This window comes from Mycolicibacter kumamotonensis (assembly GCF_002086285.1).
Taxonomy (GTDB): Bacteria; Actinomycetota; Actinomycetes; order Mycobacteriales; family Mycobacteriaceae; genus Mycobacterium; species Mycobacterium kumamotonense.
Window position 1 is genome coordinate 1 of sequence record NZ_MVHU01000067.1, and the last position, 7,627, is coordinate 7,627.

General features: G+C 70.1%; 7 protein-coding genes and 1 pseudogene. 4 read left to right on the plus strand and 4 right to left on the minus strand.

Features of this window, described 5'->3' with window-relative positions:
- From BST28_RS22440 to clpS, 3 genes are all read right to left on the minus strand, one after another.
- On the minus strand, positions 1-494 hold a 494-nt coding region (locus tag BST28_RS22440), incomplete at its 3' end, for a P1 family peptidase (protein ID WP_207570178.1).
- Between the two features lie 5 nt (positions 495-499).
- Positions 500-1,093 carry an oxidative stress transcriptional regulator AosR gene (gene aosR, locus BST28_RS22445; RefSeq protein WP_083083175.1) on the minus strand — a complete coding sequence of 198 codons (594 nt, stop codon included), beginning with the start codon at positions 1,091-1,093 and terminating at the stop codon, positions 500-502.
- 29 nt (positions 1,094-1,122) lie between these two features.
- Entirely contained in the window at positions 1,123-1,437 is a 315-nt protein-coding gene (gene clpS / locus BST28_RS22450; RefSeq protein ID WP_019734728.1) for an ATP-dependent Clp protease adapter ClpS, read from the minus strand.
- 55 nt (positions 1,438-1,492) lie between these two features.
- Between clpS and BST28_RS22455 the strand changes: the two genes are divergently transcribed.
- Entirely contained in the window at positions 1,493-2,815 is a 1,323-nt protein-coding gene (locus tag BST28_RS22455; RefSeq protein WP_269085783.1) for a nicotinate phosphoribosyltransferase, read from the plus strand.
- On the opposite strand, the gene BST28_RS22460 is transcribed toward BST28_RS22455, so the two are convergent.
- On the minus strand, positions 2,812-3,078 hold the full coding sequence (locus BST28_RS22460) for a YdeI/OmpD-associated family protein (protein ID WP_019738248.1): 267 nt from the start codon (positions 3,076-3,078) through the stop codon (positions 2,812-2,814). The genes BST28_RS22455 and BST28_RS22460 overlap by 4 nt on opposite strands.
- Before the next feature lie 129 nt (positions 3,079-3,207).
- Between BST28_RS22460 and BST28_RS22465 the strand changes: the two genes are divergently transcribed.
- The 3 genes and pseudogenes from BST28_RS22465 to BST28_RS22475 form a co-directional block, all read left to right on the plus strand.
- Positions 3,208-5,190, plus strand: a complete 1,983-nt coding sequence (locus BST28_RS22465; protein ID WP_083083177.1) for an ATP-dependent DNA helicase — start codon at positions 3,208-3,210, stop codon at positions 5,188-5,190.
- 20 nt (positions 5,191-5,210) lie between these two features.
- Entirely contained in the window at positions 5,211-6,659 is a 1,449-nt protein-coding gene (locus tag BST28_RS22470) for a neutral zinc metallopeptidase (RefSeq protein ID WP_065288949.1), read from the plus strand.
- 266 nt (positions 6,660-6,925) lie between these two features.
- A pseudogene (locus BST28_RS22475) lies at positions 6,926-7,627 on the plus strand (PGRS repeat-containing protein); the annotation flags it as partial.

Below are 7,627 nucleotides of genomic sequence, written 5' to 3' on the forward strand. Positions count from 1 at the left end.
CCGCCCTTGAACACCCCTGCCCGCGCCCCAACCCCGGCACCCACGCTGCCGACCGCCGGCTTGTCGCCGTCGGGGCCGGCGGCCGCCGCCGCGGCGGCATAGCCGAACTGCGCGGTGGGCCGTCGGTCCCAGCCTCCGACCGGCAGGTCGAAGATGACCGCGGCCGGCACGATCGGCACCACGCCTCCGTCCAAGGCCACCCCGCGGCCCTGCTCCTCCAGCCAGGTCATCACGCCGTCGGCGGTCGCCAGCCCGTAGGCACTCCCGCCGGAGAGCACCACCGCGTCCACCCAGCGCACGCTGTTGGCCGGGTCCAGCAGATCGGTCTCCCGGCTTCCCGGCGCGCCGCCACGGCAGTCGACGGCACCGACCGTCTCCGGAGGCGCCAACACCACGGTGACGCCACTGGCCCAGCCGGACCCGAGCGTCGCGTCCGGATCGAGCCGGTGGTGATGGCCCACCCGGATACCGCCGACATCGGTGATCGACCCCATGCCCGTCATCTCCTGGGCCCTCCCATCAATGCGACCACCAGATATTCCTGCAACACCGTGAGCCATTGGTAGACGCTGAGCTGGCCGGCCATCGGGTCACCCGGTGACAGCCGATCGGGGCCGTCGGGGCCGATCTGCAGCATGGTGCCCAGCGCGAGGCGGATGTCGTTGACCGCCGCGATCCAGGCATTCGCCTGCTCCTCGGTCAGTTCGAAACGACCCCCCTTTGCCGGAAGTGTGTCCAATAACTGTTGTGCGGCATTACGTTTCGCGTCGATGATCTCCGGTTCGTGCAGGCTGCGCAGCGCCGCGTTCAGCACGTCGGCATCGAGCGTGGAATCGACCGGAGCGCCGTCGCCGTCGGGGCGGTAGAAGTCCGGCAGCAGCCGCCGCGTGGTGGCGTCCTGGGGCGGCTTGGAGTTGCCCGTCCTCATCCCGGTGATCTGTTCGAGTTCGTCGGGCGGAGAAGCGGATTCACGCGCCTCGAGCATCCCGATGATCGAGCCGACCAGATTCCCGAGCAGCGCAGCCTCGTGCAGTGCCAGCGCTGACCGGAAGCGGGGGCCTCGATCGGTTTCGACCCGCTTCCACTTCTGCACGGTGAGGCCCGATTCCCTTCGGTTGAGTTTCAGCGATCCTGCTGCATGGTCGCCCACAATCCGGCGGCATGCAGTTTGGACACGTCGGCCTCCATCGACTCACGGCTGCCCGCCGACACCACGGCCTTGCCCTCGTGGTGCACCTGCAACATCAACTTGGTCGCGTGCGGCTCGCTGTAACCGAACAGCTTCTGAAAGATGTAGGTCACATAGGTCATCAGGTTGACCGGATCGTCCCAGACGATGGTCACCCAGGGTGAAGCGACGTCCTCGACCGGGTCAGCGTGCCGCTGGCCGGTGCCCTGCGGCTTGACCGGGGTGGACGTCGCTGCTGACGTGGCCATAGCGCTCAGGATACCGAGACGAGGTGGGGTCGAGTCCAGCCGATACGGTTGGCGGGTGGACACCTCGGCCCGCCGTGGCGGGCTGCTCACCGACAAGTACGAGCTGACCATGCTGGCCGCGGCGCTGCGCGACGGCACGGCGGGCCGGCGGACCAGCTTCGAAGTGTTCGCCCGCCGACTGCCCGAAGGCCGCCGCTACGGGGTGGTGGCCGGCACCGACAGGTTCCTGGCGGCGCTTCGCACCTTCAGCTTCGATGACGCCGCACTGAATCTGCTCTCAGAGTTCCTGGATGCGGACACCCTGGGCTACCTGGCCGATTTCCGCTTTCGCGGCGACGTCGACGGCTACCCCGAAGGCGAGCTCTACTTCGCCGGTTCGCCGGTGCTCAGCGTGCACGCCAGCTTCGCCGAGTGCATTGTGCTGGAGACGCTGCTGTTGTCGATCTTCAACCACGACACCGCAATCGCCTCGGCGGCCGCCCGGATGGTCAGCGCGGCCGACGACCGGCCGCTGATCGAGATGGGTTCGCGGCGCACTCACGAGCAGGCCGCCGTCGCGGCCGCCCGCGCCGCCTACCTGGCCGGATTCGCCGGAACGTCGAACCTGGAGGCACACCGCCGCTTCGGTGTGCCGGTGCTGGGCACCAGCGCGCACGCCTTCACCCTGCTGCACACCGGCGCCGACGGCGAATTGGCGGCGTTCCGCGCCCAGGTCGCCGCCCAAGGCGTCGACACCACGCTGCTGGTCGATACCTACGACGTCACCACCGGTGTGGCCAATGCCGTGGAGGCGGCCGGGCCGGGGCTCGGCGCGGTGCGCATCGACTCCGGTGAGCTGGCGGTGTTGGCTCATCAGGTCCGCGACCAGCTGGACCGGCTGGGCGCCACCGCCACCAAGATCGTGGTCTCCGGGGACCTCGACGAATACGGCATCGCCGCGCTGCGGGCCGCCCCGGTGGACAGCTACGGCGTCGGCACGGCGCTGGTGACCGGATCGGGCGCACCGGCGGCCGGCTTCGTCTACAAGCTGGTCGAGGTCGACGGCGTGCCGGTGCACAAGCGCAGCGCCGCCAAGACGTCGGCGGGCGGGCGCAAGCAGGCGCTGCGGGTGTCGCGGCGCAGCGGCACCATCGTTGAGGAGGTGATCTACCCGGCCGGGCGCCCGCCGCAGGTGGACGGGCCGGACCGCGTGCTGACCGTTGCACTGGTCCGCGGCGGCGATGTGGTGGTTACGACCGGGCCCGATGCCCTGGCCGCGGCGCGGGATCGCGTCGCTTCCGGACTGCGCAGCCTGCCGTGGGAGGGATTGAAGCTGGCGCACGGCGAGCCGGCGATCCCGACCCGGCTGATTCCGGGTGACCCCGGACCGTCGGCCTAACGGCCGTTGCGTTCGCGGTGCTTGCACCCGGGCCAGCAACAGGGGCGCCGCTTGCCCTCCTCCAGCTCCTCGCGGGTGCGGCGAATACGCCGCTCGCGGGTGACCTGCTGCTTGGCGTCTTCGACCCAGCAGATGAACTCGTTGCGCGCCAACGGGGTAATGCTCTGCCACGCCTCCAACGCGGTCGGGCTGACAAGCAACCCGTCGCGCAGGTCGGCAGGCAACTCGTGTACCGCTCCGCCGGGCAACCGCTGGCTGGTCATCGCCCCAGGGTAACGGGAATCGGACCGAAAACGGGTGGGGCCGAGGGCGGCGGTGTCGCTACCGTCCTCGGCAGGAAGCCCGATCCGACGGCATTCAGCCGCCGCGACGCGGGCTACCGTGTGCACACCATGGCTGACCCATCCGTACCCGAGTTGCTCGCGACCGCGGTAGCCGCCCTGGGCGGCAGCGAGCGCGACGGCCAGGTGCGCATGGCCGAGGCGGTGGCGCGGGCCTTCGAGGTCGGCGAGCACCTGGCGGTGCAGGCCGGCACCGGCACCGGAAAGTCGCTGGCCTATCTGGTTCCGGCGATCGCGCGGGCGGTCACCGACGATCACCCTGTGGTGGTGTCGACGGCGACCATCGCCCTGCAACGCCAGCTGGTCGACCGCGACCTGCCGCGGCTGGCCGATGCCCTGGCGGACGTGCTCCCCCGGCGCCCCACCTTCGCGCTACTCAAGGGGCGACGCAATTACCTGTGCCTGAACAAGATCCACAGCGGGTCGGCCGATGATTCCGACGAGGCGCCGCAGGAGGAACTGTTCGAACCGTTGGCCGCCAGCGCCCTGGGCCGAGACGTGCAGCGGCTCACCGCCTGGGCGCAGGACACCGACTCCGGCGACCGCGATGACCTCAAACCCGGTGTGCCCGAACGATCCTGGTCTCAGGTCAGCGTGTCGGCGCGAGAATGTGTGGGCGCTGCCCGCTGTCAGTTCGGCACCGACTGCTTCGCCGAGCGGGCCCGCGCCGTCGCCGCCGAGGCCGATGTCGTCGTCACCAACCACGCCCTGCTGGCCATCGATGCCATCTCCGAGACCAACGTGTTGCCCGAGCACGAACTGCTGGTGGTCGACGAGGCACATGAGCTGGTGGACCGGGTGACGTCGGTGGCCACCGGTGAACTGACCGCGGCCGCGCTCAGTGTCGCGGTGCGCCGAATCACCCGGCTGGTCTCCCCCGAACTGGTACAACGCCTCGACGCCGCGTCCCTGACGTTCGGCTCGGCGATTCACGACGGCACGCCGGGGCGGATGGATCACCTCGACGACGAGCTGGCGACGTATCTTGCCGCGCTGCGCGATGCCGCCGGCGCGGTGCGCTCGGCGATCGACACCGCGCCGTCGGATCCCAAGGCCGCAGCCGCCCGCAAAGAGGCGGTCGCCGCACTGTCCGAGATCGCCGACACCGCCGCGCGGATCCTGACCTCGTTCGAACCGGTCATCTCCGAGCGCTCCGACGTGGTGTGGCTCAGCCACGAAGACAACCGGGGGTCGGTGCGCGCGGTGCTGCGGGTGGCGCCGCTGTCGGTGGCCGGTCTGTTGCGCGACCGGCTGTTCGCCCGCGCGACGACGGTGCTGACCTCGGCGACGCTGACCGTCGGCGGCACCTTCGATGCGATGGCCGGCGCCTGGGGGCTGACCGGCGGCTCGGAGTCCGGCGATGCGCATTGGCGTGGGCTGGATGTCGGTTCGCCGTTCGCTCACGCCAAAGCCGGCATTCTCTACGTGGCCGCGCACCTGCCGGCGCCCGGGCGCGACGGCACCGGCACGGATGCGCAGCTCGACGAGATCGCCGAGCTGGTCACGGCGGCCGGCGGGCGCACCCTGGGCCTGTTCTCCTCGATGCGGGCGGCACGGGCCGCGGCCGAGGCGATGCGGGAGCGGCTGGACACCCCGGTGCTGTGCCAGGGCGACGACACCACCGGCGCGCTGGTCGAGCAGTTCGCCGCCGACGCCGCCACGTCGCTGTTCGGCACCTTGTCGCTGTGGCAGGGCGTCGACGTGCCGGGCCCGTCGCTGTCCCTGGTACTCATCGACCGCATCCCGTTCCCGCGGCCCGACGACCCGCTGCTGACCGCCCGGCAGCGTGCGGTCAGCACCCGCGGCGGCAACGGTTTCATGGCGGTCGCCGCCAACCACGCCGCGCTGTTGCTGGCCCAGGGTGCGGGCCGGTTGCTGCGCAGCGTGGACGACCGGGGCGTCGTGGCGGTGCTCGACTCGCGGATGGCGACCGCGCGCTACGCCGGATATCTGCGGGCGTCGCTGCCGCCGTTCTGGGCCACGACCGACACCGCCAAGGTCCGTCTGGCGCTGAAGCGGCTACGCGACGGCTGAGCGCACTATCGTGATCTTTCATGCGACCTGGCCACCGACGCCACCGTGCTTGTGCGGCGGCCTGCATATTGGTGCTGCTGTTGAGCGGGTGCGCCCGGATGCTGGACGGCACACCGGTTTCGATCTTCGCCGACCCGTTCCGGGTGGGTGGCCTGCAGGCGGTCGACGGGCCCACCGGGCTGCGGCCCGACGCCCCGCCACCGAGCCGCGAGGTCGAGGGCACCGACGGTGGTCGCATCGACCAGCTCGCCGCCCAGTCGGTCAGTGACCTCGAGGCGTTCTGGGCGGTCAGTTATCCCAACACCTTCGACGGCGACTTCGAGCCGGTGAAAACCCTGTACTCCTGGGATCCCGGCCAGCTGCGCGGAACGTTCTGCCAGAGCAGGACTTTCCTGTTGGTCAACGCGGCCTACTGCTACCTGGATGACACCCTCGGGTGGGATCGTCGGCTGTTGTTGCCGGCGCTGCGCAGCGCCTACGGTGACATGGCGATCACCATGGTGCTCGCCCATGAGTACGGCCACGCGATCGCTCGGGCGGCCGGGATCACCAAACGACGTCAGACACCGACGCTGGTGGCAGAGCAGCAGGCGGACTGTCTGGCCGGTGTCTACCTGCGGTGGGTGGCCCAAGGCGACTCGCCCCGCTTCACGCTCAGCACCGGTGACGGGTTGAACGGTGTGTTGGCCGCGATGCTGGCGCTGCGCGACCCGCTGCTGAACCCGGGCGAGACGGTCGGCAGCAACGAGCACGGCTCGGCGTTCGAACGGATCTCGGCGTTCCAGTTCGGGTTCACCGACGGCGCGGGGTCCTGCAAAGCCATCGACGACAAGGAGATCGAGCAGCGCCGCGGCGACTTGCCGGTACAGCTGCAGCAGAACGAGACCGGTGAGGTGCCCGTCAGCGAGGGCTCGGTGCGGCTCATCGTCGACGCGATGAATATCGCCTTCACCCCGGCCGAGCCACCGCAACTGACGTTCGACACCGCCTCCGCGTCATCGTGCGCGAATGCCCGCCCCAGCCCGCCGGCCTCGTACTGCCCCGCGACCAACACCATCGCCGTCGACCTGCCGGCCCTGCAGACCATGGGCACTCCCAGCAAGGACCAGAAGTTGGCGACGCTGTCCGGTGACAACACCGCCTATTCGGTGCTGATGTCGCGGTACCTGCAGGCGGTGCAGGTCGAGCACGGCGGTCTGGTGCTCGACAACGCCGCGGCCGCGCTGCGCACCGCGTGCCTGACCGGGGTGGCGACCACCCGGCTCTCCCAGGGGGTCACCACCTCCGACGGCGGCATCATCGCGTTGACCGCGGGTGATCTGGACGAAGCCGTGGCGGGGCTGCTCACCAACGGCCTGGCCGCCGGGGACGTCAACGGGGAATCGGTGCCCGCCGGTTTCTCGCGTATCGACGCCTACCGCACCGGGGTACTCGGCGATTTCGACCGCTGCCTGACCCGCTTCCCCTGAGAGTCGCCACCATCTGAGGTTCGCTAGGGCGGCGCAGAGCGAAAAGCGGCCTGCTTGGACGTAGTTGCTTCTGACCGTTTACTGCCAGCCCGCTTGGTGGAAAAATCACCTCACACCAGGCACGCCTCAGCATCACGTGCGGCCCTGGGCGGAGGTGCGAGATGACGTCACGTCGAAGCCGAAAGGCCGACAGCAAGCGCTCGCAACATCGTCGACACAAGGCCCGCGCAGTCGCTGGAATATTCGCCGCAGTCGGGCTCGCCCCGATGCTGACCGCGCCCCGGGCGGCAGCGGACCTCGACTGGTGGTTCGATCTGTTCGGCTCTCTCGACGCACCCACGACAGCCGTCGACTCGACGCAGGACTGGGGAGATCTGAGCGCCTGGCTGGATTCGATCGCCTGGGCTGACCCGACTTCCTGGGCCATCAACACCGCACCCGAGGCCGCGCTCGGCACCGCCCTCGACGGTGGATGGTTCGAGCAGTACGTCTACGCCCCGATCCACGGGGCGATCGACGACTGGATCAACAGCCCCGAGGGGATTCAGGTCGCCGACTGGGTCAACACCTGGTCCGGCCAGTTCCTCATCGGCGACGGCGCCGCCGGAACCGCTGAGCATCCCGACGGCGGCGACGGCGGCTTGCTGTTCGGAGACGGGGGCGACGGCTACTACGGCGGCAACGGCGGCAATGCCGGCTGGCTGATCGGCAACGGCGGCAACGCCGGCGGCCCGGGTCCCTCGACGGAGATCAGCGCGGTCGAATACCTGGCTCCGATCAACGGAACACCGGGACAGGCGGGCAATGCCGCGTTCCTGTTCGGCAACGGGGGCAACGGCGGCGACGGCACAGACGGAATCGGCGGGGGCAATGGCGGCGCCGGCGGGGCCGGCGGGGCCGGCGGGTTCTTCTGGGGCAACGGCGGAAACGGCGGAAACGGCGGGGATGCCACGGACGCGGGATGGGGC

Excerpts from the sequence above, each read along its gene's own strand:
- clpS (WP_019734728.1), bottom strand. The coding sequence starts at position 1,437 with ATGGCCACGTCAGCAGCGACGTCCACCCCGGTCAAGCCGCAGGGCACC.
- BST28_RS22460 (WP_019738248.1), bottom strand. The coding sequence starts at position 3,078 with ATGACCAGCCAGCGGTTGCCCGGCGGAGCGGTACACGAGTTGCCTGCC.
- BST28_RS22465 (WP_083083177.1), top strand. The coding sequence starts at position 3,208 with ATGGCTGACCCATCCGTACCCGAGTTGCTCGCGACCGCGGTAGCCGCC.
- BST28_RS22470 (WP_065288949.1), top strand. The coding sequence starts at position 5,211 with ATGCGACCTGGCCACCGACGCCACCGTGCTTGTGCGGCGGCCTGCATA.